The organism is Amycolatopsis sp. NPDC047767, assembly GCF_040704195.1.
Classification (GTDB): domain Bacteria; phylum Actinomycetota; class Actinomycetes; order Mycobacteriales; family Pseudonocardiaceae; genus Amycolatopsis.
Genome location: NZ_JBEYSJ010000009.1, coordinates 126,625 through 150,192 on the forward strand (window position 1 = coordinate 126,625; position 23,568 = coordinate 150,192).

At 69.4% G+C, this 23,568-nt stretch carries 19 protein-coding genes; 3 read left to right on the forward strand and 16 right to left on the reverse strand.

Annotated features, from left to right (window positions below):
- Window positions 1–466, reverse strand: a 466-nt coding sequence (locus tag AB0878_RS18720; protein ID WP_366581361.1) for an acyl carrier protein, incomplete at its 3' end; no start/stop codon positions are given.
- A gap of 1,150 nt (window positions 467–1,616) precedes the next feature.
- Here AB0878_RS18720 and AB0878_RS18725 point away from each other — a divergent pair.
- Complete coding sequence (locus AB0878_RS18725; RefSeq protein ID WP_366581363.1) at window positions 1,617–1,997, forward strand: twin-arginine translocase TatA/TatE family subunit; 381 nt, start codon at window positions 1,617–1,619, stop codon at window positions 1,995–1,997.
- Window positions 1,998–2,066: 69 nt separating this feature from the next.
- On the opposite strand, the gene AB0878_RS18730 is transcribed toward AB0878_RS18725, so the two are convergent.
- Window positions 2,067–4,067, reverse strand: a complete 2,001-nt coding sequence (locus AB0878_RS18730; protein ID WP_366581365.1) for an APC family permease — start codon at window positions 4,065–4,067, stop codon at window positions 2,067–2,069.
- A gap of 211 nt (window positions 4,068–4,278) precedes the next feature.
- Window positions 4,279–4,929: a sigma-70 family RNA polymerase sigma factor gene (locus AB0878_RS18735; RefSeq protein ID WP_366581367.1), complete on the reverse strand. Its 651-nt coding sequence runs from the start codon at window positions 4,927–4,929 to the stop codon at window positions 4,279–4,281.
- A gap of 93 nt (window positions 4,930–5,022) precedes the next feature.
- Between AB0878_RS18735 and AB0878_RS18740 the strand changes: the two genes are divergently transcribed.
- Complete coding sequence (locus AB0878_RS18740) at window positions 5,023–5,466, forward strand: hypothetical protein (RefSeq protein ID WP_366581369.1); 444 nt, start codon at window positions 5,023–5,025, stop codon at window positions 5,464–5,466.
- 378 nt (window positions 5,467–5,844) lie between these two features.
- Here AB0878_RS18740 and AB0878_RS18745 read toward each other — a convergent pair whose 3' ends face one another.
- The 11 genes from AB0878_RS18745 to AB0878_RS18795 form a co-directional block, all read right to left on the reverse strand.
- Window positions 5,845–6,063, reverse strand: a complete 219-nt coding sequence (locus AB0878_RS18745) for a hypothetical protein (protein WP_366581371.1) — start codon at window positions 6,061–6,063, stop codon at window positions 5,845–5,847.
- Window positions 6,060–7,907, reverse strand: a complete 1,848-nt coding sequence (locus AB0878_RS18750) for a hypothetical protein (RefSeq protein ID WP_366581373.1) — start codon at window positions 7,905–7,907, stop codon at window positions 6,060–6,062. The genes AB0878_RS18745 and AB0878_RS18750 overlap by 4 nt, the downstream gene beginning before the upstream one ends.
- Window positions 7,904–8,257: a hypothetical protein gene (locus AB0878_RS18755; RefSeq protein ID WP_366581375.1), complete on the reverse strand. Its 354-nt coding sequence runs from the start codon at window positions 8,255–8,257 to the stop codon at window positions 7,904–7,906. The genes AB0878_RS18750 and AB0878_RS18755 overlap by 4 nt, the downstream gene beginning before the upstream one ends.
- Window positions 8,254–10,416 carry a glycosyltransferase family 2 protein gene (locus AB0878_RS18760; protein ID WP_366581377.1) on the reverse strand — a complete coding sequence of 721 codons (2,163 nt, stop codon included), beginning with the start codon at window positions 10,414–10,416 and terminating at the stop codon, window positions 8,254–8,256. The genes AB0878_RS18755 and AB0878_RS18760 overlap by 4 nt, the downstream gene beginning before the upstream one ends.
- Window positions 10,416–11,198, reverse strand: a complete 783-nt coding sequence (locus AB0878_RS18765; RefSeq protein ID WP_366581378.1) for a glycosyltransferase family 2 protein — start codon at window positions 11,196–11,198, stop codon at window positions 10,416–10,418. Before AB0878_RS18765 ends, AB0878_RS18760 begins: the two co-directional genes overlap by 1 nt.
- A 400-nt stretch (window positions 11,199–11,598) precedes the next feature.
- On the reverse strand, window positions 11,599–12,867 hold the full coding sequence (locus AB0878_RS18770) for a hypothetical protein (RefSeq protein ID WP_366581380.1): 1,269 nt from the start codon (window positions 12,865–12,867) through the stop codon (window positions 11,599–11,601).
- On the reverse strand, window positions 12,864–13,682 hold the full coding sequence (locus AB0878_RS18775; RefSeq protein WP_366581382.1) for a polysaccharide deacetylase family protein: 819 nt from the start codon (window positions 13,680–13,682) through the stop codon (window positions 12,864–12,866). Before AB0878_RS18775 ends, AB0878_RS18770 begins: the two co-directional genes overlap by 4 nt.
- A complete protein-coding gene (locus AB0878_RS18780) occupies window positions 13,666–14,568 on the reverse strand; it encodes an alkaline phosphatase family protein (protein WP_366581384.1) in 903 nt (300 codons plus the stop codon). The genes AB0878_RS18775 and AB0878_RS18780 overlap by 17 nt, the downstream gene beginning before the upstream one ends.
- On the reverse strand, window positions 14,565–15,875 hold the full coding sequence (locus AB0878_RS18785; RefSeq protein ID WP_366581386.1) for a hypothetical protein: 1,311 nt from the start codon (window positions 15,873–15,875) through the stop codon (window positions 14,565–14,567). Before AB0878_RS18785 ends, AB0878_RS18780 begins: the two co-directional genes overlap by 4 nt.
- The gene (locus AB0878_RS18790) at window positions 15,872–18,079 is read right to left on the reverse strand and encodes an aminoglycoside phosphotransferase family protein (protein ID WP_366581388.1); all 2,208 of its coding nucleotides are present in this window, start codon (window positions 18,077–18,079) and stop codon (window positions 15,872–15,874) included. Before AB0878_RS18790 ends, AB0878_RS18785 begins: the two co-directional genes overlap by 4 nt.
- Window positions 18,080–18,144: 65 nt before the next feature.
- Window positions 18,145–20,802, reverse strand: coding sequence for an HAD hydrolase family protein (locus AB0878_RS18795; RefSeq protein WP_366581390.1), 2,658 nt, complete (start codon window positions 20,800–20,802; stop codon window positions 18,145–18,147).
- A 280-nt stretch (window positions 20,803–21,082) separates the two neighbouring features.
- On the opposite strand from AB0878_RS18795, the gene AB0878_RS18800 reads away from it, so the two are divergent.
- Entirely contained in the window at window positions 21,083–22,123 is a 1,041-nt protein-coding gene (locus AB0878_RS18800; RefSeq protein ID WP_366581392.1) for a GNAT family N-acetyltransferase, read from the forward strand.
- A gap of 23 nt (window positions 22,124–22,146) precedes the next feature.
- Here AB0878_RS18800 and AB0878_RS18805 read toward each other — a convergent pair whose 3' ends face one another.
- Together AB0878_RS18805 and AB0878_RS18810 are read right to left on the reverse strand one after the other, a co-directional pair.
- Window positions 22,147–23,247 carry a hypothetical protein gene (locus AB0878_RS18805; RefSeq protein WP_366581394.1) on the reverse strand — a complete coding sequence of 367 codons (1,101 nt, stop codon included), beginning with the start codon at window positions 23,245–23,247 and terminating at the stop codon, window positions 22,147–22,149.
- 2 nt (window positions 23,248–23,249) lie between these two features.
- Window positions 23,250–23,375: a hypothetical protein gene (locus tag AB0878_RS18810; protein WP_366581395.1), complete on the reverse strand. Its 126-nt coding sequence runs from the start codon at window positions 23,373–23,375 to the stop codon at window positions 23,250–23,252.
- Window positions 23,376–23,568 lie beyond the last annotated feature (193 nt).

The window sequence follows — 23,568 nt, forward strand, 5'->3', positions numbered from 1 at the left end:
CCGAGGGCAGTTCGGGGCGTTTGCGTACTCGTGCGCAGAAGCGGGCCATGAGCATGGAGTCGGCGCCGAGGTCGTCGAAGAAGTTGCTGTCGGCCGCGATGTGGTCGGTGTCCACGATGCCGGCGAGTATCTCGGCGTAGAGCCGCTCGCATTCGGCGAGCGTGGTTGCCGGCTGCGAGGCAGGCGTGGTGGTGGTGAGGGCCGCTGCGAGGGACCGAATTGTCGGGTGCTGGTAGATGTCCGGCATCGATACCGAGGGCAGTTCGGGGCGTTTGCGTACTCGTGCGCAGAAGCGGGCCATGAGCATGGAGTCGGCGCCGAGGTCGTCGAAGAAGTTGCTGTCGGCCGCTACGTGGTCGGTGTCCACGATGCCGGTGAGCACCTCGGCGTAGAGCCGCTCGCATTCGGCGAGCGTGGTCGGATTGTGCGGCGGCTCAGCGGTCAGGACGCCGTGGGAGTTTCCCATTTGGTGAACCTCTTGAATCAGCAGGAATCAGAGCGGTCTGCGCGACAAGCCGGCCTGACTCATGCGCGCGATCCGCACTGGCCTGGACTGCTGTCGGAGCTGGGGAGGGAACACGGGTGGCCGTACACCGGCGCGGGCCGCGGCAGCAGGGACGGGTGAAGTGTCCGGCTGTGGAACTCGCGTCATCGGCACAGCGGTGTGATCGCCGGATGCAGGTACGCATCGTGCGACACCGGCAACAATCCCGTGCTCGTCCGTACGATGCGGAACCGGGCCCGTGGCGGGGAGCCGGCGCCGAGATCGTGGAAGGAGCGGCGGCAAGTCGAGACGCCGGCGCCGCCGGGTGTCGGGCAGCGCGCTCGGGCTCGATGGCCGGCGCATTGCGCTGGGCCGTGCCGTGAAAGCTGTCGCGCGCTCTCGGGCGGCGCTGGCGTCGCCCGAGTCTTCGCGGTGCCGAACCGTGTCTCATGTGACTGAACCCCCCGCCAACCCAGAAATTCCTGCGAAGACGTTCTTGATATGTCCCCCGCGCGATGCGGGAGATCGGAGCCGGCTGCTCAAGAAGATCTGTTTTGATATCCGGAATCCAGCCTAGTGGTGAGCGACGCCCGGCTGTCAAGCCTTCGATAATTTACCGGGCGGCGCCCCTCGCGCGCGGGAGACAGCGCGACATTGGGGCAGGCTTTGTGCCGCCGCTTGCGCCGATTGGATCTTCGTTTTTGCTGTCTACGCCTGGGAGTGCCGCCACCCGCGACGTGACCGGGCTGCCGCGGCACCGCGCCGGTGATCCGGCCGGCGCGTGCCGATCAAACGCATTGCCCGGCGAATGTGAACCGATTTCGCCGTCTGCCCAGGCAAACGAACAGTCCGCTCAGGTTAGTGCCAGGCAAAATGATCGCGCTTCACCCCGGAATCGGGAAACGCGGATATTCTCGGGCACGGCCGAGTCCTTGTCGTCGACGACGACCGCTCTATCGGTCAGGTTCTGCGCACGAGCCTGACCCGGCACGGACACGAGGTCGCGTGATGCCACCACGCAAGGCATGTAACCGGTCTCATTCGCAGTATCTGCGAATGATCACAGGAATTCCACAGTATCCCCCTTACCATGGCGGGCAACAGCACCGCGGCGGGTGTGAGGGAGCGTGGCATGTTCGGTCTCAACCTGGAGCACCTGTCGGTCCTGTTGATCGCCGCGCTGTTCATCCTCGGCCCCGAACGGCTGCCGGAGACAGCCCGCTGGCTCGCTCGGACGATCCACAAGATCCGCAGTTTCGCCACGGGCGCCCAAGACCAGTTCCGTGCTGAACTGGGCCCGGAGCTCCAGCAGCTGCGTAAACCGCTGCAGGAGCTGCAAGCGCTGCGCACGTTCGACCCGAAGACCGCGCTCGGGCGCTACCTGCTCGACGACGCGTTCACCGAGCCACACTCAGCGGCTGCCACCAACACCGCGCCCGCGGGCCCGGTGGCCACCGCCAGATCGCCGTTGAAGCCGGGTGAATGGCCCCCGGTCGACCCGGACGCCACCTGACCTCGCACCCCACACCGGCTCGGCAGCGAGCTGGCGGTGATCGCCCGATGCGAAGTCGCGTCGTTCTTGTCAGCGGCGCTGCGGGGTGATGCCGCGGCGGGTGTCGCCGGGGAGGGTGCGGACGCGGTGGAGGTCGCGGCGGCTGGTCGAGTGCAGCTGCCAGGGCACGCTGGTGACCATGACTCCGGGTTCGAACAGCAGCCGCCCTTTGAGCCGCAACGAGCTCTGGTTGTGCAGGATGTTCTCCCACCAGCGGCCGACCACGTATTCGGGAATGTAGACGCAGACGACGTCGCGCGGGCCGGCGCGGCGGAGGTTCTCGACGTAGGCGACCACCGGGCGAGTGATCTCGCGGTAGGGCGACTCGAGCACCTTGAGCGGGATCTTCATGCCCCGTTGCTCCCATTCCCGTTGCAACGTGCGGGTGTCGGCGTCGTCGACGTCCACCGTGATCGCGGTGACGGTGTCGGGCCGCGTCGCACGGGCGAAGGCGATCGCGCGCTGACTGGGTTTGTTCAAAGTGGACACCAGCACGATCGCCTGGACGCGGCTGGGCAACAACCCGCTCTCGTCGTCCGCCTGGAGCTCTTCGCGGACGTCGCGGTAGTGGCGGTGGATCGCGCGCATCATCACCCACAGCACCGGTATCGCGATGACGACCAGGTAGGCGCCGTGGGTGAACTTCGTGATCAGGACGACGACGAGCACGATCGCGGTCAGCGTCGCGCCGACGGCGTTGATCAGCCGCGAACGCTGGATCGCCCGGCGCTGCCGGGTCTCGGTCGCGGTGGCGAGTTCGCGGTTCCAATGCCGGACCATACCCGCCTGGCACAGCGTGAAGGAGGTGAAGACGCCGAGGATGTAGAGCTGGATCAGCCGGGTCGTCGAGCCGTCGAACGCGAAGATCAGCACCCCGGCGACCAGCGCGAGCGCGATGATGCCGTTGGAGAACGCGAGCCGATCGCCGCGGGTGTGCAACTGCCGGGGCAGGTGCCAGTCCTGGGCGAGGATCGAGGCCAGCGACGGGAATCCGTTGAACGCGGTGTTGGCCGCGAGGATCAGGATCAGCGCGGTGGCGGCCTGCAGGAAGTAGAACAGCACCGACTGGTCGCCGCCGAAGGCGGCGGCGGCGATCTGGCTGATCACGGTTCGCTGCGGGTCGCTGACGCAGTTCCCCTGGAAGCCGATGAGGTCGCAGGTGTTCTCGGCGACCCGGACGCGCGTGATCATCGCGAGCGCGGTGATGCCGCCGAACATGATGACGGCGATGGCACCCATCGCGGTCATCGTGCGGGCGGCGTTGGCGCTCTTGGGTTTGCGGAACGCGGGGACGCCGTTGGAGATGGCCTCGACGCCGGTGAGGGCCGTGCAGCCGGAGGAGAAAGCACGCAGCAGAAGAAAGGCCAGCGCCAGGCCGGTCAGGCCTGTTTGTTCGGGCCGGATGCCGTAGCCGGCGCTTGCGGCCACCGGGGCGTGCCCGGTGAGCAGCTGCGTGAACCCGAGCACGATCATCAGCACGACCCCGCCGACGAACAGGTAGGTCGGGATGGCGAACGTGCGGCCGGATTCGCGGATTCCGCGCAGATTCATTGCCGCCAGCAGCACGATGAACCCGATGTCCAGGCCGATGCGGTAGTTGTTGAGCGCGGGAACGGCGGAGATGACGTTGTCGACGCCGGAGGCCACCGAGACCGCGACGGTCATGATGTAGTCGACCATCAGCGCCCCCGCCACGACGAGGCCGGCGGAGCTGCCCAGGTTCTTCGACGCCACTTCGTAGGACCCGCCGCCGGTGGGGTAGGCGCGCACGACCTGCCGGTAGGACACGACCACGACGGTCAGGAGCACGGCGACGGCCAGGCCGATCCACGGCGCCGAACTCAGGTAGGCCAGGCCGCCGATGCTGAGGATGAGCAGGATCTGCTGGGTCGCGTAGGCCACCGAGGACAGCGGGTCGCTGGCGAAGATCGGCAGGGCGAGCCACTTGGGCAGCAGGGTCTCGCCGAGGGTGTCGCTCCGGAACGGCCGTCCGAGCACCAACCTTTTGAGCCATGACGCGGGTGCTGACACCTACCGGAGCGTGCATCGCTGTCTTGACTACCAGGGTAAGGAAAGTATCAACATCCGTGGCTCGGCGTAGGGATTTCGTCAAGACGCCTCAACCTTGGTCCTCAGGTGCGGCACAGCGTCCGGTTGCGCACCCGGCCACGAACCCGACGACCGGTTCGGCAGTCCCGCAGGCAGGTCCAGGGCGAGTTCCGGGCCGAGGGCGCACCGGAGCTCAGCCGTGGTCGACTCGTTCGGCGGCCAGCGAGCCCCGCAGCTTGCGCATCGCGGACCGGATGCGGGTTTTCGCCGTGCCCAGAGGGATGTGTTCGGTGTCGGCGATCTGTTGGGCGGTCATGCCGTAGATGCCGGCCATGACCAGCGCGCGCGCCTGCGGCACGGGCAGGGCGGTCAACCCGGTCTGCAACGCCGAAGCGTCTTCGTGCGCCGCCGCCAGCCGCTCGGGGCTGTCCACCACAGCCGTGAACTGCGCGGCGAGATCGCCCGGGTCCAGCGGGGTCGGTTGATGGGCGCGCACCATGTCGATGGCCAGGTTGTGCGCGATGGCGGTCAGCCAGGTGCGCACCGAGCCACGACGGGCGTCGTAGATCTCGGCGTGGCGCCACGCTCGTTCAAAAGTGAGCTGCGCGACGTCCTCGGCCAGTCTGCTGTCCCCGAGCACGGCGATCCCTACGCCGTAGACCGTCCGCTGGAAACGGCGCACGAACGCCACGGCGATCTCGGCCTCACCGGTGGCGAGGCCGGCGAGCAGCGTCTCGTCAGGAAGCAGCTCGACCGGAATGCCGATCCTGCCCACCTCTTCTCCTCCGAGCGGCGGGATTGCCCGGCAGGCGCTCGGGCCTGCCAGTTCGGCCTCCCGAGGCATGTCTGTCGACTGTATTCCGCATTCGCGCAATCCCGCACGAGCGCGCGCTCGTATCTCTTGCGACGACCCGTTGCACCGAGCTTGGAGGTAAGCATGCGGAACACCGGCACGCGCCGCGTCGGCAGGGTTGTCCTGCCGTTCGGCCTGGTGATGACTGCGGCATTGGCAACCGCATGCGGGGGCGGTGGCTCGCCCGGACCGGTGAGCACGATCAGCCGGCCCCCCTCTGCACCGCACTCGGCGACCGCGCCGGCGGGCACGACTGTGACCGCGACTCTGACCGACTTCCACATCGCCCTGTCCACTCAAAACCTCCATCCCGGCACCTACACCTTCCACGCCGTCAACGCGGGCCAAACAGCGCACTCACTCGAGATCGACGGCCCAGGCGTTTCCGATCAGACCTTGCCCAGTGCCTTGAATACCGGCCAGTCGGGTGATCTGACTGTCACCCTGCAGCCCGGTAGTTACGAGATCTACTGTCCGGTGGACGCCCACAAAGAAGCCGGCATGGACCTCAAGCTCACCGTCAGCTGACCGCCGGCGGAGGCGAGGTGTCCGGTGCGAGCGCACCGAACGCGGCCGGCGGTGCGCGGCCCGGATCGACGCTGAAGTCGTCGTGAAGTCAGGCGACTGCCCGTCTCAGGTTCGGCCGGGAACGGTATGCGTACGAGTTGCGCGTACCCGGAGGAGTCAGCCGCGCGAGCGGAGCCGATGAAGGATATCCGCGAACAGCCCTGGCGGGCGGAAGCGGTTGCACTCGCCAGGAGGGCACAGCGCACATTCGGTTCCGCCACGATGATGGGTGTGCGCGTCACGATGGTGACCGCAGCGGCACTGGTCGCGCCCAGGGGTGGGGAAACTGATGGCGACCCTCCAGGTAGCCCGGGTTGATCGCCAGCATAGCCGACGCGATCAGAGCACAGTGTTGACGACGCGGAACAGGACCGCGGCGATGACGAGCACGGTGACCGTCACGCCGGCCCGGTCGAGCCAGAGCACGAGCGGCGTTCGTTCGTGGGATCTGCCGCGTTCTCCCGCGGCGCGCTCCGCCAGCACCGTGCGGGTGAGGACGATGGCACCGAATGCGCCTGCCGGCGCGAGGGTGAGGATCACCAGAAGGGTGTCGTTCATCGCGCCTCGTCTCCTGCTCGGGCCAGGAGACGGCTCCCGCCTTCGTCGAAGACCACGTGATACGTCCCGGCGCGAACGAGGTCGGCGACGAGCCGGTCGGTCCAGCCTGCCTGGAGCCCGTAGTTGATCTGCCCGTAGTTGTCCTGCGAGGGGGTTACCACGAAGTAGTCCGGCGCCGCGTCCTGAACGCAGGTGGCGACTCGGAAATACCGCGGGCAGGTGTCTTCGATCGAGGTCTGCGACACCACCCCGATCTTGTCGAAGCCCAGGGGCGTGGCGTCGGCGCTGAGGCCGCTGATCGTCTGACCCGGTTTGGCCAGCCGGTAGGCGTCCGCCACCGCGGCGACGTCGCTGCGGCTGTAGCTGAGGTAGGCGTCACCGCCGCCCCGGGCGGTGATCGTCGCAAGGCCGAGCAACGTCAGCGTGAGCCCGACGACGACCGGCCGCACGTGGGGGAGCCGGCGTTCCACTCTCGTCGTCGCGGCCATCGCTCCCGGGGCCGCACGCGCGCCGAGTACCGCGTCGAGACCGGCCGCGGCGAGCAACGCGGCGAACGGCAGCGCGAACAGGTAGCAGCGGACGAAGACCTCACCTCCGTACGACTGGAGCGCGACCATCGCGAGCGGGGCGGCCGCGAGCAAGACCAGCGGGAGCGAGTGGAGACCCCGGCGGTGCCGCACCCACCAGCCGCCCAGGGCCAGCGCGCCGACGACGCCGGTCAGCCCGACGCGCACGAACAGGATGGCCGTGCGTTCGGCATCGCCGGTGAACCGGCCCGTGATGCCCTGGTCCACGGAGTTGCCCACCTGTCCGAAGTCGCCGACCACCATGTGCAGCTGGCCCTGCCAGAAGTCCTTGGCACCCAGCGAAAACCACACCAGCGCGGGTATCAGCACCAGCCAGGGCAGCCAGCTCGGCCACAGCCGCCGGGTCAGCACCATCACGAGAAGCAGCCCCGCCAGCACGAAAGGGGTCAGCTGGTGAGTGGGCGCGAGTGCCAGGGCGAAGACCACGATCAGTCCGTGTGCGACCAAGCGCTCGCGCGGCAGATTCGCGGGTGGCCGACGGCGAGCCCACCTCGACCGCGCAGGGCTCGCCAGGCCGGGGCGCAGCAGGTATCGCACGGTCAGCGCGAGCGCGGCGAGCATGATCAGGTAGCTGCCGGCCTGCGGCGACAGGTAGTCCTGCTCGGTCCACTCGGCAAGAAGGAAGACCCAGGTCGCGAGCCACCCCGCGCGCCCATTGCCGAAGACCGCCGCCGCGAGGGCGCGCATCCCCAGTACGGCGACCCCCGCGAAGACTGTCGGCGCCCACTGCAACAGAGGCGACGCGTCCGGCTGGCCGCTGGCCTTGGTGAGGAACGCGATCAACGAGAAGAACCCCGGCCACGAGAACCGCGCGTCGTAGCCCTGCAGCGCGTGCCCGTTCTCCGCTATGTAGCGCGCGAACCCCGTGTGCAGATAGGAGACTGTCAGCCGGGCCGTCTGCTCGCTCGCCGGCTGAAGGCCGTAGACCAGCACGACGCCGAGCGTGGTGAAACACGCCAGCAGGCGCGGGCGCGGGCGTCGCCGGACCAGTTCGAGCACCACCGCGGCCAGGAGCACCGGGTAGGCCGCCAGCAACACCGGCGACAGCGCGGTGATCAGGCCGAGGCCGTCGAGCTGTGTGGGCAGGACAGGGCGCAGTCCCAGAAGCCACAGCAGCGCGGCAACAAGGGCGAGCAGCGAACTCAGCACGTCGCGCCACTGCCGGCCGGGGAGGCCGGCGTCGGCGACTCGCGGCGGTGCTCCGAGGTCGCTTCTGGACAGCCGGAGTCGGGGAAGCGCGAGGGCGACTCTCGTCACGGCACCGTCCCCGCGGTACGGGGTGCGATGAGCTGCCAGAGCAGCGCGAGCACCGTGACCACGGCGACCGCCACAAATCCCGCCGTCGGATGCCACCAATGGGTCGAGACCATGACCTGCGCGACCAGCAACGTCCCCGAGATGCCGATCGCGATCGCCGTGATCCACTCCAAGGCCCGAGTGGCGAGCCGCAAGTGGACGACGATCGCCCACCCCGGGGCAAGGAGCACGAACGCGGTATTCACGTAAAGGCGCACCGCGCTGGTGACCTCCCAGGCAGCCAGCAGCAGCACGGTGACAGTCAGGCCGAGCAGGAGGGCGGCCACGGCTCGCCGCTCGTTCAGGCTCATCGCGGCCACCTCGACCTCGTGCGCCAGGCGCTGCGGGCGAGCGCTGCCGGACCCGAGACCAGGCCGGTGAGCTGGTCCAGCAGCAGCCGAGTTCCCGGGCCGGTCGAGCCGCTGTCCTGCGGCGATGAGCGCGTCCGGAGGATCCGGCCGGCGCGGTCGGGTACCACCGCGGCGACCCGCCGGAGGTCCTCGGGCCGGCGCAGCAGGTGCCGGACGAACATCGCCGACAACCCGACGCTGTAGGCGTGCAGGCGCTTGCGCAGCTGTGCCCATTCCGCACTGTGCTCGTGCCAGGCCACCGCGTGCGGTGTGTACACGATGGAGCCACCGGCGCGAGCTAGCCGCAGGAAAAGTTCGAGATCCTCGCCCGCGCGGGTGGGGGTTCCCGGTCCGAGCAGTGGATCGAACCCGCCGAGGCCGGCCAGGGTGGAGCGGCGCCACAGCGCGCAACCGCCCGGACCGAACCGGCCCGGGGCGAAGGGGTACATCGCGTCGTCGCCGGCGAGCTCGGGACCGAACACCTGGCGGCGTACACCTTGCCCGAACCCCTTCAGCTGCTCGAACGTTCGCTGAGCCGGAGTGTCCAGCGAACTGGGCAGCACCAGGCTGGTCGCGCAGTCGACGGCCTCGTCGGCGAGTTCGGCCACCAGGTTGGCGAGCCACCAGCGGTCGACCTCGATGTCGTCGTCGACGAAGGCGACCAGCTGCCCGCTCGCCGCGGCCAGGCCGGTATTGCGGGCCCGGCTGACGCCGGGTTCGGGTTCGGCGAGGTAACGCGTGCGCGAATCCTCGGACGCGAGTTCGGCCAGCGCGGCGGCTTCGGCCGCCTGCGGCCGGTTGTCCACCAGCAGCAGTTCCAGGTCCGGGTAGCCGGTCGCCAGCAACGACTTCACGCACCGCCGAACCGCGTCGGCACGGTCGGCGGTCGGTACCACGACGCTCACCCTCGGGGTCCGAGAGTCCGGTTCGGGCCGTGCCGGGGGAGTGGCGAGGTGAAGGCCGCTGAGGTCCACGCGGGGACCGGTGACGGGCAACCGGAGCAGGTCCAAGGTCCAGCGCCCGTCACGTACGAGCACCTGCGCGTCGCGATAGACGAGTTCGGGGTTCGCCGGAACCGGCAGTGTCGCCGCCCCTCGGCGGACGTCGAGCTCGGTGACCGCCGTCGCGGGCGCGGGTTCGCCGGTGGCCGGCCCCGGCCCGCTTCGCCGAGCCGACTCGCGCACGAAGCCCCCGGCCGCGGCCAGCAGCGCGGTGGCGATCCCGATGAGCGCCTTGCCCGAGTCTGTCCGCCGGTTCCGTGCGGACCGGACCAGTTCGCGTCCCACGGCGGCCGGGAGCACGCGGGCGACGTAGCGGCGCTCGGTGGCGACTGCGCTGCCGGTACCGGCCAACCGGCTCACGACCGCTTTGGACACCCCCTCGGACCAGCTGCGGCGGCGCAGGTATGACCAGCTCAAGCGGTCGGCGCTGACCTGGTGCGCGACCACCGCACGCGGCTCGAACAGGATTCGTGCCCGGGGCAGCCGTTGGCGGGCCCGGATGCACAACTCGGTCTCCTCGCACCCGAGGGGGAGCGCGCCCAGGCGGCCCACCCGGGTGGAGAAACCGCCGATCTCGTCGAACACTGTGCGGCGAAAGGACATGGTGCAACCCATGACGTTGCGCACTTCGGCGCGTGCGGTCGGCAAGCCCGCGTAGGTGCAGCCGACCACCCAGTCCAGCACCCCGTCGGAGGGAAGCCAGCCGGGACGGCCGGATCCCGGCGGCCACTGTGGCCGAGCCGCACCACCCACGGCGACGACATCGGGATCCGCGTAGGGCGCGAGTAGCTGCGCCAGCCAGCCGGGCAGGGCCGCGGCGTCGTCGTCGAGGAAGGCGATGACGTCACCGGTGCTGCGCGCGATCCCGGTGTTTCGGGCGCCGGACAGGCCTCGAGGCCCTTCGTTGTCGAGGACTTCGATCCCGGACAGTTCGGCGCGGGCGCGACGGGCCAGCTCCGGATTGTGGTCGACAACGAGCAGAATCTCCAGCGGAGCCGGGATCTGCCCGGCGGCGGAGGCGAGCGCGGCGCGGATCGTGTCCCACCGTGCGGTCGTGTAGGCACAGACGACGACCGAGGTCGCGGGCGGGCGCTCGCCGCCTTCCGCTTCGGGCACCATCACGCGATCTCCTGTGCGGCGACCTCGCCGGTCTCGGCCGGGCTCGGTTTCAGGCGAGCGCGATAGTGCCGGTGTTCCGCGACGATGGTGCGCAGGATCCGGGCGCCGTCGGCGAATGTGCGCAGGTTCGTCTCGCCGTAGATGCGGGGTCGTTCGAAGCTCGGTACCTCGGCGACCTCCAGCCCCGCGGCGACAACCCGGCAGCTCAGCACGGTCTCGATTTCGAACCCGTCACCCCAAAAGCCTCCCGCGGCGGGAGTGGTCGCGATGGTCGGTGGCAACTTGAGCTGAGGCACGATGTCTCGCCAGAACGCGTTGTAGCCGTAGCAAAGATCGGTGAACCTCGTGCGGTACAGGACGTTGGCCAACCTGTTGAGCGTGGCGTTGCCGGCTCGGCGCAACGCGGTGATGTCGTCGCTGCCGCCGTTGCGGCGGAACCGGGACCCCTTCGCGAAGTCGGCTCCCTGCACCAAAGTCTCCACGAACGCAGGAATCTCCGCCGGATCGGCTGATCCGTCGGCGTCGAACATCACGACGATGTCCCCGCCGGCGGCCTCGAAACCGCACGCCAGTGCGTTTCCCTTGCCGCGGCGGGTCTGCGTCAGCGTCACGATCGACGGCAGCACTTTGCGCGCAACCTCGACGGTCTGGTCCACCGAATGTCCGTCCACCAGCACGACCTCGTCGACTTCGGGCAGTTCCGGAAGGATCACCTCGAGGTTGCGTGCTTCATTGCGCGCGGGAATCACAATACTGATCTTCGGATTCGCGCACCGTCTCATCGAGCGCACCCTCTCCCTGATTCATGCGGCGCTGATCCACTGAGTTCCGCTACAAGTCATCCAAATTTAAGTTGATATCAAGGTCGTCGTGCACCGATAGGTGGTCGTTACGTTGAAAAAGAAAGCCGGCCGCCGCGGGTGGTGATTCACAGGAAGCCTGACGGTGCTCGTGCAAGGATCACGATCCGGTGACGATCGGGCACGCGGGCACTGGTCAGGTCCAATATTTCGGTGAATGGTCCGGACTTCGGCCTCGAGATGACGTCACTCAGCGTTGTCGAGACGACTAAGCGTGCGGGAGAACTGGGCACAGATGACCGAATCGGCCAGGCGTGAAGTTTATCATTTCGTAACCTGAATGTGTGCAGGTTTTTCAGCTTCATGTGCCGGTGGTGGGTGATCAGTGGCGGGGAGTGATTCGAATTCCATAAGCTGACAGGGGTGCGCTTTGGTTCGGCGGGATCAATTCGTCGGCGGTGAGGTTGATCGTGAGCACTTCCCGTTCCGCGGTGATCTCCAGAATCGTGCCGGCCGGTGAATAAGAGATCGTGGTGCGGGTGTTGACATTGGCTGCGAGCCAGGTCCAGGGCACGGCGAGGGGCAGTGGCTCGGCGTTGGTGCTCGCGGTGGGCGTGGTCCACAGCGCTGCGCTGGGCAGGTCGGCAGAGGCTTGCGGCTGCCACAGCAACATCCGGTCGGCCCCGCCGCGCAGCGCCTGGGCGACCGCGGCCACGGTCAATGCGGCCGCGGCAGGGCTTTCCGGCGACCAGGCCGGTCCGCCGGGCTGTGTGGGGTAGAACTCCGACCACCACACCGGAAGCCCGACCCGGGCGCGAAGCCAGGTGCTGACGGTGTCGAACATCGCCGTCGCGCGGAACACGTCGGTGGTCAGACCGGCGTCCCGGGTGCCGCTGGACCCGTCGACGACGAGGAAATCGGCGCCGTGCTTGTGCGTGTTCCAGTAGTCGATCACGTCGAGCGCGCGCTGGTCGACCACGCCCCACGGGCCGGACAGAGCCGAGGGCGCCGGAGTTCCCGCTGCTGACCAGGTGTCGAGAACCACGTAGGGACCGCCGACCAGAGCATCCGGGCGCACCTTTTTCACGGCGTCGTAGACCGCGTTGTACAGCTCGGTGTAGCCCTCGTAGTCCCATCGGTTCGCGGCTTCGTCGTACAGGCCTTTCAGCTCGCTCCACACCTGGAAGTACCGCACCTGCGGGTAGCGGGCCGCCGCGGCCGCGGCGAGTGCCGCGAAGTCCCGGTAGTGCGCCCGGGTGGGCGCGGTGTTCAGCCGGCTCCAGTCCGTGGTGCCGGGCGAACCGCCCTTCATCCAATCCGGGGCGCCGGCGAGGGTGAGCACGGGTATCCCGCGGGTTTGTCCGATGAGGTCCATCCGCTGGTCCAAAGAGGACCAGTCGAACACGCCCGGCGCGGGTTCCGGGTTGTCCGCACCCCACCCCATCAGGTACTGGTTCTGCACCATCGGATGCCGGGCGAGGGTCGTCGTCGCGGCGGCCATTTGCGCCGCCGGGTAGTCGTCCGCGCTGTCCTGGGTGTGGGTGACGCCCACGACGGGCACCGGCGCCGCGTTGCCGGACGAAGGAGAGCAGCCGGTCAGCACCGCGGCGAGCAGAACCGCGACCGCGCCGGCTATCCGGGCGCGGTTCATCGGAGGAACCACGGCACGGTCCGGGCTTCGCCCGTCGCCAGGGCGTCGGACAGCGATCGTCCTCGCAGCCCGCGTTCGTCGAGGCCGGTCAGCACGCGCCGGACGAGGTCGCCGCGGTCGAACCCGGGCCGCGGACCGTCGTCCGCACCGTCTTCCGGTCCCGCGTGGCCGTCGTGGGCCAGCAGTACGGCACCGCGCCCGAGTCCGCGCAAGGCCTGCGCGGCAAGCAGTTCGGGCGGCCGGTCGAGCCAGTCCCAGGCGCAGGGACCCCAGAGGACGGAGGTGAGTCCCTGCCGGCGCGCCGCGCGCCACACCGCCGGGGTCTGCGCACCGTAGGGAGGTCGGAACCAGCGGATCGGCGTGCCCAGGAGATCCTCCAGCTGTGCCGTGGCGGAGGCGAGCAGTGTGCGCACGGTGGCGGACGGTAGCCGCGAGAGCCTTCGGTGGTCCATTCCGTGCAGGCCGATCTCGTGCCCGGCGGCAAGCACTTCCCGCACCAATGCGCGATGCCGTCGGGCGCGGTCGACGAGCACGAAGAACGTGGCGGTGGCGGCGTGATCCGACAACGCCGAGAGCACGCGGTCGGTGCCGCCGGGCTCGGGCCCGTCGTCGAAGGTCAGCACCACTTCCGGTGCCTGCGTGCGGACGGCGATCAGCGACCCGATGGGACGGGTCAGCGGCCCGGCGAGCGCGAGTGCGCGCCGGCGTGCCGTGGCGAGAGAGCCACCGGCTTCGGGGATCGCCGGTTTCCGGTTTCCCTGAGAACGGTCGCGGGGGTCGCCGCGGCCGTTCCCCGGGTCAGGTGCGCCAGACATCGGTGATCGGTTTCGCGTCTGCGGCGTTTCCCAGTGCGGGCAAGTCGTACATGGCTTCGATCGTGCGGAGCAACCGGTAGTGGTCGACCGGCTCCGCGTAGGTGCCCGGCCGGATCATGGGGCCGGTCAGGCTCAGCGGTATCCCGTTCGTCGCCGAGGCGTCTTCGGCTTCGTCGAACGTCACCACGAGCAGGCTGTTGTGTGTGGCGGCCCAATTTGCGTAGTCACCCAGGTGGGCCCGCAGCCAGGAATCGCCGGTGGTGATGTCGCAGTCGTGCATGGTATGGCACATGTCGGGGATCACGAACGACAAAGTCGGCAGCCGGGTGTAGTTCGGTCCGAACGCGGTGAACGGCTGGTTCACCACGGCCGGAACCGTGGTGAAGTCCACCCAGGGCGCGTGCCAGCGCACGTAGCCGCCGAAGCGGCAGCCGGGGTATCCGGGACCGGGAAGATCTTCGGCGAACGCCCCGAAGCGGTAACCCGCGTCGATCAGCTGGCGGGCCAAGTTCGGACCGCTGAACGTGTGCGGGCAGGAGTCGTCGGTGACGCCCTGCGGATCGCCGGAGAACAGCGCGAGGTAGTTCGGCTGGCTCGGATGGGTGATGGCGGTGGCATCGGTGAAGCGGGCGCCCGCGGCGGCGAGCTCGTTGAGATACGGGGCTTGGCTGTTGCCCGACACCTGTTCGGTCCCGTGGTTCTCCAAGATCACCACGACCACGTGACTGGGTCGCGGCACTGCCGAGTTCACCGTGGTGCTCTCGGCGGGTGCCGTCGTCGGCGTCGGCTTTCGCAGACCGTCCGGTGTGGACGGCGCACACGCGGCGGCCGTGAGCGTCGCCGCGAGGAACAGTCCCACCGCCATCACGCGGCTGCAGGCCGTCACGTGAGCGCCTCTCTCGATCTCGTCGCTCGATTCCGCCATCGCCACAGCACACCGAGCGCGCAGACGGCGACCAGGCATTGCACCAGGAGGAAGCCCACCCCGACCAGGTTCATGTGCGTTATGGGCACGACGGCGACCACGCCGATCACCCCGAGCGCGCTGCCGGCTTCCAACCCCGCGACCATCGGCCCACGCCCGTGGGCGATCCCGGCCGCGACCACGAGGGTGATGACGAGCCTCGGCAGGCATCCGAGCATGACCAAGCGCAGCAGCCAGGCGCCCTGGTCGGCGTACGCCTGTCCGAACACCGACAGCAGCGGATGCGCGAGCGCGACCGCGAGCAGCAGCGCGGGGACGAACACCATCGCGAGCTTGCGGCATCCGATTCCGAAGAGCTCCCGGGTGCGGTGGGGTTCGTGCGCGATCCGCACGATGATCGACTGGGAAAAGCTGATCGCGGCGTAATCCACGGTGTTCCCGGCCATCCACACCAGGAAGAAGACCGCGCCCGTCTCGGGGCCGAACCGCCCGATCACCAGCAACGGCACGAGGTCGGTCAGCAAGCCGCCGGTCACCTTCGCCGGGTACGTCGGCGCGAGCAGCCGCACGACCTCCCGCCGGTCCGGGAGCAGCGGTGTCCGCTGCGCCACTGCGGGTTCCGGGTCACGGGTGAGCACCCGGTACAACACGAGGGAGATCACCAGCACCCCCGCGACGGCGGGAGCGATCCACGACAGGAGGATGCCGGTCGCGCCGAACGCGGGCCCGGCGAGCGCCAGGATGCCGACGCGCGCGAGGCCGATCGTGGCGTTCTCGTAGGGCACCCAGCGGGCCCGGCCCAACGAGACCAGCACGGCGTCCTGGAACTGGAACAGTGCCCAGGCCACGGCCGCGAACAGGAACGCGACCGCGCTGAACCGGGGCAGGCTCTCGGTGATCTCGTCGCCGGTGGGCAGCAGCAGCACGGCGCACGCCGCCAGCACGGAACCGGCAAGCACCAGGCCGTAGCAGCGGACGATGAGCCCGGTGCGGCGCACGCCCGCACGGGGAACCCAGCGCATCAGGGCGGCGCCCAGCCCCAGATCGCCGAGGCCGGCCACCAGGAGGAACCCGGAGACGAACGCGGAGGCGTGCCCGACCTGCTCCTGGGGCAGCAGACGGGCCGCCACGACCCAGGCCGCGACACCGACGAGCGAAGTCAGCACCGCGCCGACGACCAGCGACGCGCCGTCGCGGACCATCGTCTGCTCGGAGTTGCGGCCGGCTCGCCGGCTCGCCGAGGTGCCGAACGCGGAACCGCCGCTCACGGGACCTCCCGCGGCAGCGCGCGCAGGACCGAGACGAGGTTGCGGCGCAACCAGATCGGGTTCGCGCCGTAGCGCGACGACTTGGCGAGATTGGCCGAGACCATGTGCAGCCACCCCAGCAGCACGAGCGTGCGAACGGGTACCGGATCGCCGCCCAGCGTGCTCCGGTCCCGCAACACCTCTGCCAGCGCGGGCGCCGAGCCCGGAGCGAGCCAGGTGGTGACCACGGCGCCGAGTTCCTGCCCGGTCACCGCCATGTCGGTGGCCAGCACGAGGCTTGCCACGTCGACAGCGACGAGCCCGCCGCTGATGGCCTGCCCCCAGTCGACAATGCCGGTGATGTGGTCGTCGGCGTCGACGAGCACGTTGTCGGCGCTGAAGTCTCCGTGGACCCATCCCACGGGCAGTCGCCGGTCGTGCAATCCGGCCGAGAGCTCGGCGACGACCCGATCGACCACGGCTGCCTCCCGAGGCGGAACCTCCGCCCGAACCAGTGCCGCCGGGGCGATGACGTGCTGTCGGAGCAGGCGGCCGTCGACCCGGGCCAGGCCCGCGGTGCGCCGGTGCAATTCGCCGATGGTGCTGAGGGCCGCGGTGGTGAACCGGGCCCGACCCACCGGATCGGCCACGCGGGCGCGCGCGTCCGTACCGGGCAGCAGTTCTTGCAGGCTGTAGGAGGCACCCAGCGCGTTCCCCACGTCGTACACGGCCGGCACCAGGTGCCGCCAGCCGTCCAGCCGGCGGTCTTCGCACAGGTGCAGCAGCGCCCTCACCTCGTGCAGGAGCGCTTCTCGTCCTTCTTCGGTGTCGGCGACCTTCAACAGCGCGGAGCCGCGGTCGTCGGGGCCGACGGTCGCGACCGCGGAGTCGGACCGGCCGCGCAACCGGTGCTGGAGGTGCCACGAACGGCTCCTGAGCGCGGTGGGGGCGATCCGGCGCAAGAGGCCCCAGCTGCGTACGCCCGCGAGCGGGCCGACAACGGGCCGCGGCGCCCAGTCGGCCCGCAGCCACAGGATCACGCCCGCGACGGCGGCTTGCCCGGCCAGCAGGGCCAGCCCGACCCCGGCGATGTCGAAAACCGGCATCAGCACCACGGCCAGGCTCACCACGAGCACCGAAAGGCTCCCGAGGAGCGTGGCCACGACGCCGGTCCGCCGGAGCGCTCGGGCCTGGCTCACCGCGGCGGCGACGACGACGTTGGGCAACGCCGACGCCGCCATCAGGGGCAGGACCCAACGGCCGGCATCGGCGTAGTCGGGGCCCAGCAGCCGCAGCACCCAGGGCGCTGCCAGGACGAGCACGACGACCGCAGGCAGGAGCACGATCAGCGAGCGTCGCTCGACCCCCGCCCGGGCCGCCGCCGCGTGCTCGGGATCGAGCGCCATGTGCGCCACCAGCGACTGCCCCATCGCCGCGGGGACGAGGTAGAGCGTGTAGGCGATCGTCCACGCCACGGCGAACGTCGCGGTCGGCCGCGCGCCGAGCGTGCCGAGCACCAGCACCGGCAACAGCTGGGTGCAGGCGAGCCAGCACGTCGCACCGAGGAAGTCGCCACCCAGGTATCCGGCAATCGCCCGCGGCGAAATCTGTTCGCCGGTGGTCGCCGCGGCCTCGTGCACGGGCAGTGCGCGCAGGAACAGGTATCCGGTGGTGACGAGTACGACCAACCCCGTGGCGGCCATCCACGACACGGTGATCCCGCCGGTGGGCAAGGTCGCCGCGAGACCGGCGAGCAATCCCAGCTTCACCAGGGAGAACACCAGGTTCTCGACCGGGACCACCCTGGCCCGGCCGACGGCGGTCAGCACTCCGTCCTGCATCACGAAAAGCGCCCACACCGCGCAGGCGCCCGCGCACCCGGCGACCGCGACGGGACCGTGCAGGAGGCCCGCCAGGTCCGGCGACCACCAGCGGACGCCGAGCGCGAACACCAGACCGGCCAGGCCCGCCAGCCCGCCGCCGACCAGGTAGGCCATCGCCACCAACCGGCGCGCCCGAGGCCCGGCCACCGGGACGAACCGGATGAGCACGTTCATCAGGTTCAGCTGCGCCACCCCGGCCAGGAACATGATCGCGTAGACCAGCGCGGAATTGAGGCCGAGCACAGCCTGGTCGTAGCTGCGCGCGGCCACGATCCAGAACACCAGGCCGATCCCGGCCGTCAGCGCCGAACTCAGGACCAGCGCGTATCCGTGGCCGTACAAGGAGCGCCGGGGAAACGCCCTGCCCGGGGGCGTCGCTCGCTCCGGCTGTCCTCGCACCGCAGTCGTCATCGCGTGCGCACCGCCGCTCTCGCCAGGCACCGGGCAACCGCCGCGGGCAGCCCTCGCGCGCCCGCGTTCGAAGCGTCCAGCAGGGTGAGCAACGTCCGCGTCCGTGCGGTGGGGGCCGGCGGCCGGCACGTTCCGCAGGTGCCGGGACGGTGACCGATCAGCAACGCCACAGCCTGCGCGACCCCTGCCGCGTACTGGCGCCGCAGCACCGGCACCTGGGACGCGCGCACTCGCGCGTCCGCGTTGCCGGGCGCGTAGGCGAGCCTCGCCGCTCGCAACATCGGCAGGTCCGCCGCGGTGTCCCCGACCGCCCACGACACCGAGTCGACCCCGAGCCGGGCCGTGAGCGCGTCCAGACCGGTGCCCTTGTCCACCGCCGCGGCGACGAAATCGGTCTGGCCATTGCCCACGATCGTGCGGATGTGCGCGGTCGCCGGTCCCAGGTGGTCCAGCACGCGCTCGACCACCGCGTCGGGGAGGGCGAGCCGGACCCCGTCGGAGCCGAGCCGGTAGGCACGGACGATGCGCTGGTAATCGCGATCCACGACGACGTCGGTCCGGGCTGCCAACGCATCCCGTACCCGGTCGAGTGCCTCGGCTCCCTTTGCGGGAACGAGATCGTGGGCAGCACCTTCGTGGAAGATCACCGACCCGTATTCGGCGACACCTCCCGCCAGTCCGTAGGCGGTGCACCGCTCGCGGAGCTCGTCCAAGCTGCGGCCGGTGACCAGGACGGGCCGGAAGCCGTGGGCGAGCAGCGCGCGCAGGCTGAGTGCGGCGGTCGGGGTGGCCATGGCAAACCCGAGTGCGTCCGATTCGAGCACTCCGTCCACGTCCAGCGCGCACACCGCACCGTCCGAAGTGGCCTGCACTCCGGCCAGCAGCACTTCCCGCAGGTAGTGCTGGACGGCTCGCGCGCCGGCGCGGTGGACGGGGTGGCCCTGGCGTTCACGGTTCCACAGGTGCACGAGTTCATAGAGCAGGAACCGTTCCGGGTCGCACGGCAGCGCCCGGCGCAGCGACTGCGCGAACGCGGGGTCGGTGCTCCCCGGGTCGATTCCGGCCAGGTCGTACACCGGGTCGTAGCAGGCCAGATCGGTGTTGGCGAAGTCGCGGACATCCGCGTCCACTTTGTACAGTCCTGCGGTGCCGCGAAACCAGTGGCCGAGACCGGTCGCACCGTCGACCACGGAGGGCTCGGCCACCTCGCACAGACGGCGGATCAGAGGATCGAGCAGGACGGGCCGCAGCACCACGCCGGCGCGGCCGTAGTTGCGCTCCACCACACGGCTCGCCGCCTCCCACACCGGTTGCCGGCCGACCAGCCCGGCGGCGTGATCGGCTCCGGCGGGCATGGCGGCCGCCCGGTCGCGGACGTAGCCGGCCAGCCGTTCCGCGTCGGTGGCGTCCGCGTGCCGGAGCTTCTGCTCGGCCGGCAGCCAGTCACGGAACACGATGCCGTCGATGAAGCCGTAATTGTGCGGCAAGTGCTGGGACACCGCGTGTGCGACGGCGAGCGAATGCCTCCCGAAAAACCCCAGGCCGGCCCCGGCGGCCACGATGCGCCGGGATTCTCCGTCAGGCAACCCGACGTCGAACACTGCGCGGGCGTGCTCCCGCCCCCGGGATACTCCGGTGTTCGGCACCCGGCTGACCGAACGAACGGGCCGGCCCAGGAGCGCGGACAGCGACCGCACCACGGCCTCGGTCTCGAGCCGGTCGTGGATTGCCCAGTCGCGATAGGGCAAGGTGATCGAGTCGTAACTGCCCAAAGTGGCCGGCGGGGTGTCGGCGAACAGCGGGAGCAGCAGTGTGACAGCGCTTTCGGGGACTCCGGCCCGGCAGACGGCGGCCGCGACGTCGGCGATGGACTGTCCGGTCTCGGGCGGATCGTCGACCACGGCGATCCTGCCTCCGCGCTGGGCGGCCGACCGCAGCAGCGCGCGCAACCGCGGCCGGAGCCGGTGGCCCGGTCGTACCGAATCGGCGTGGACCTCTCCGTAGCCGGCGTCGCGCAATGCGGCGGCGACGAGCGGGGCGAGGTAGTTGCCTGAAGTGCGCACCCCCAGGACGACGACGGGCCGTCCGCGGTCCGGATACCGCAGCCGCAACCGCGTCGCGAGTGCGACCATGTCGGCCGGCTCCTGATCGAAACTCCGGAAACACGACGGGATCCGGAGGATCGCGCTGGTGAGGTGGCGGTCCAGCGAAGCGAGCGAGGCCCGCAGGCGGACAGCTGCGCTCGCCCACGATTCGAATTCGCCCTCGGGTGTGTCGGTGACCACCTGCAGGGCGGCCGCGTCGCGCAACCTCGCGGCGGCGTCGCGCCAGCGCACGGCCTCTCGCTCGCCGGCGCGTGAGGATCTCGCCATTTCGCCGGCAGCGGCGACCCGGCCCAGCAGATCGGGAACCACCGTGGCTGTGTTCCGCTCGCGAAAGTACTCGCCGGCGCGACGCAGGGCGAGGGTGTCCCGTTGGAGGTGGTCTTCCACGATCTGCACCGCGGCCGCAGCGAGCAGGTAGGTGTCGAGAATGTCCTGTCCGGCCACGCGATCGATCAGCCGGTGCGCGATCTCGGTCAGGTCGGAGAGCAGGTCGGCCACGACGAGCAGGTCACTGTCGAAGGTCGGTTTCCTGTCGTCCGAATGCCTCATCGATGAGCCGCCCAACTTGATGTTCGATGCGTTTATCAACGGAATTCTTCATTACCCGGCATTCGCTCTTCCGGTTCCGGCCGTTACAGCGAAAGTCCGGATCGGACGGACCTTTGTGGAGGAAATATTCAACGATCTTGTGTAACCCTTGCGGTGAACCGGACGAATTACCAGGTACGCCACGTGCCGGCAAAGGTCGTGGGCGAGGAGCGAACGGGGCCGCTTGATGCATAGGCAACGTGTGAAAATTTGGTCGGACCAGCAGGTGGACGTTCCGGCCGTGAACGGTTTGGTGAAGGTGATCAGCCCTGCTCCTCGGGAAGCGTGGGCGACGATCATGCACGGTGATCCGTACGCGTTGGAAAGTCAATCACCGGAATGGGCCGACGCGATGTGCGAAGCTCACCAGTTGCGGGACGTGAGCAGGCTGTACGAAACGGCCGAGGGGCGCACGCTCATCCTGCCGATGCTTCGACGTCCGTTGGCGACCAGGTTGCTCACGGCGGAGGAGTCCAATCCACCGGCGTGCGGGCTCGGGGGGCTCCTCGCGGTGGGTGGCACACAAGCCGGCGAGGTCAACGCCGTGCTGAGGGACCTGGCGGCGCGGCGCGTTGTGGTCCAATCCGTGTCGCCGGGCCCGCTCGAGGTGGGCATGTGGCGCGACGCGCACCACCCGCGGGCCGTGGTCCACCAGCACCACGTGCACCTGCTCGACCTGCAGGGCGGATGGGACGAGGTGTGGGCGCGGCGTTTCGCCAAGACCTCCCGGCGTGGTGTCCGGACCGCGGAGCGCAAGGGCGTCACGGTGGAACACGGCACCGGAGCCGAGTTCGTTTCGGAGTTCTACGAGCTGATGGAACGCGGCGTCCTGCGGTGGGCTCGCCGGCAGCACGAGCCGACGTGGCTCGCGAGGCGACGGTTGCACCGGCGGGATCCGCGCGAGAAATTCGAGGCGATCGCCCGTCGCCTCGGCGAGCGCTTCCAGGTGTGGATCGCCCGCGCCGACGGCCGGCCCGCCGCGGCGTGCCTGGTGGTGCGGGGCTCCAACGCACATGACTTCCGCGGGGTCATGGACGAACGGCTGAAGGACTACCGGGCCACCGACTTGCTGCAGGCGCGGGCGATCCAGGACGCGTGCGAGGCCGGGTGCCGCTACTACTACCTCGGCGAATCCGGCACCGGAACGCTCGGCCAGTTCAAGGAACGTTTCGGCGCGCGCCGCATTGTGGCTCCGGAGTTCCGCTTCGAGCGGCTTCCGGTCACCCGGGTCGAACGGGAGATCAAAACGGCGGTCAAGAAGATCATCCGGTTTCAGGATTGACTCTCGGCGTCACAGGTGCCGGATCATCCGAGCGTGGACAGCAATGCCGTGAGCGCGGATTTCTCGGCGTTCGGGTCCGGACTTGTCGCCCGAAGCCGGCGGAGCACGGTGTCGATCTTGCCGTCGATGGCGGTCCAGGTGGCTTCGTCCCGGGGTTTGAGGCGGGCTTCGGCGTTGTCCCAGCCGGTTTCCAGGTCGTCGACGCGGGAAGTCGCGCCGGATTGGTCGCCGGTGTTCAACCGCTGCAGAGTGTCCTGGGTGACGGTCCGGAACTCCGAGAGGTCGCCCAGGGGAGTGAGGTGCGTTGTCCGGCCGCCTGAGGATGCCGGCTGTCCGGCGACCGGTGCGGGCGTGTCGTCCTGGAGTGCGGACTTTCGCACCGAGTACCCGATTCCCGAGGCGACGAGGACGAGGGCGACGACCACGACGGTCTGCCACAGGCCACCTCGGGTCCTCGCCGTGGCCGGGTCAGCGGCTGCGTCGCGGGGAGTGACGTCGGTCTTCGTCACGGACAAGTAGAGGACGACGGCGATGATGCCGGCCACGAAGATGGCGCTCGTCAGCGTCGTTCCGAGGCCCAGACCACCCTGGCCGGGCGACTGGGAGAGGTAGTCGCCGATCGACGCTCCCAGCGGGCGGGTCAGGATGTAGATGAACCAGAACGCCAGGACCGGGTGGAGCCCGAATCGCCATCCGATCGAGAGGACCGCGATCAGGGCCGCGACGATCGCTCCGGTCACCAGGTAGCCGAGGCCGAGTACTTCGGCCATGAGGTCGCCGGTCGCCGTGCCGAGCGCGAAAGTGAAGAGAATCGCGAGCCAGTAGAAGGCCTCGCGGTGCCGAGTGACAATGGAATGGATGGACAACGTTTTCTCGGTGGCGTACCACGCCAGGAAAGTGATGGCGAGCAACGCGCCGAACACGAGGGTGCTGGCTTCCAGCGGTACGCCGATGCTGTCGGTCAGGTTGTCGGTGACCAACGTGCCGAAGACACTCACCAGGGCCACCGTCAGCCAGTACTTGCCCGGCACGTACTGCTTCGCGTTGAACTGGAGCACCAGGGCGACGACCAGGAGGGCGCCCGTGACGAGGGAGACTCCGGTGAGGCCGAAGTTCAGGTTCACGTTCAAGAAGTCGGCCCGGATTCACCGACCGTGGTGCAGAGGATCTTGACGATCCAGAAATACAGGGTGACTTCGGGAACCTTGTTGAGAAGCCGTTGGTTCGGTGCGAGCGAGCTGTGTGCGGTCATGGGCTCTTTCGAGTCGGTTCGCCGCCGCGGCGGAGATCTGCGCGACCTGAAGGAATCACGCCGGGAAAAACTGGTCGCGAAATGCAGTATCGCTTCATGGCCCGTCAGGCGCTAGGGGAAACCCGATTAAGGACCGGACGGGACGCGGTTAGCGTCCAGTAAAATCGTCCGGAGATGCGCCCGTTGTTTCGTC